Origin of the sequence: Mesorhizobium sp. M7A.F.Ca.CA.002.05.1.1 (assembly GCF_003998335.1) — a bacterium.
Classification (GTDB): Bacteria; Pseudomonadota; Alphaproteobacteria; order Rhizobiales; family Rhizobiaceae; genus Mesorhizobium.
The window spans coordinates 1-1,133 of the sequence record NZ_RZQI01001311.1; the positions used below are offsets into that span (position 1 = coordinate 1).

General features: G+C 60.2%; 1 protein-coding gene and 1 pseudogene. One reads left to right on the plus strand and one right to left on the minus strand.

Annotated elements, in window-relative coordinates:
• Positions 1–134, minus strand: a pseudogene (locus tag EN939_RS39550) (EAL domain-containing protein); the annotation flags it as partial.
• Between the two features lie 208 nt (positions 135–342).
• Here EN939_RS39550 and EN939_RS35155 point away from each other — a divergent pair.
• Positions 343–1,133: pyridoxal phosphate-dependent aminotransferase (locus EN939_RS35155; protein WP_164751559.1), on the plus strand; the 791-nt coding region annotated here is incomplete at its 3' end.

The following is a 1,133-nucleotide window of genomic DNA, read 5'->3' on the forward strand; positions in this document are numbered from 1 at the left end:
ACCACCGACAGCTTGCCTTCCTTGAAAGCGAAGATCGGCTGGAAGGCGCTTTGCAGCGTGTAGATACCCCAGACACCGGTGGAGGTGCCGTCGTCCTGACGGATGATGTGGGCAAGCCCGACGCTGCGCGACACGGTTCCTCGCTCCGCAATTGGTCTGCCATCCTGCCACTCAAGCCTCTACCGCTCGTTAATGAATTTATTGTTGCCGACCCCGGGTCCCGATCACAGCTCCTTGAGACCTGGATCAGCCGACAATACTTGCGTTGCGCGAAATCATGCGACATGAGAAGCGCCGCGGTCGCTCCTGGCCGCGCCGATCTTCCATGGAGACGTCAAGCTCATGGCCTTTCTTGCCGACACCCTTTCCCGCGTGAAGCCTTCCGCCACCATCGCGGTCACGCAGAAAGCGCGCGAGCTGAAAAATGCCGGCCGTGACATTATCGGGCTTGGCGCCGGCGAACCGGATTTCGACACGCCCGACAACATCAAGAATGCGGCAATCGAGGCGATCCGCCGTGGCGAAACCAAGTATCCGCCGGTTTCGGGCATCGTGCCGCTGCGCGAGGCGATCGCAAAAAAGTTCAAGCGCGAGAACAATCTCGACTACAAGCCCGAGCAGACCATAGTCGGCACCGGCGGCAAGCAGATCCTGTTCAACGCCTTCATGGCGACGCTGAACCCCGGCGACGAGGTCATCATTCCTCGCCCCTATTGGGTCAGCTACCCCGAGATGGTGGCCATATGCGGCGGCACCTCCGTGTTTGCCGACACCTCGATCGACAACGGCTTCAAGCTGACCGCTTCCGTGCTGGAAAAGGCGATCACGCCGAAGACCAAATGGCTGCTGATGAACTCGCCGTCGAACCCGTCGGGTGCCGCCTATACCGAAGCCGAATTGCGCGCGCTGGCCGACGTGCTGTTGAAGCATCCGCATGTCTGGACGCTGACCGACGACATGTACGAGCACCTGACCTATGGCGATTTCGTCTTCAGGACCATCGCCGAGGTCGAGCCTAAGCTCTACGAGCGCACGCTGACCATGAACGGCGTGTCGAAAGCCTATGCAATGACCGGCTGGCGCATCGGTTATGCGGCGGGTCCGGTTCAACTGATCAAGGCGATGGACATGAT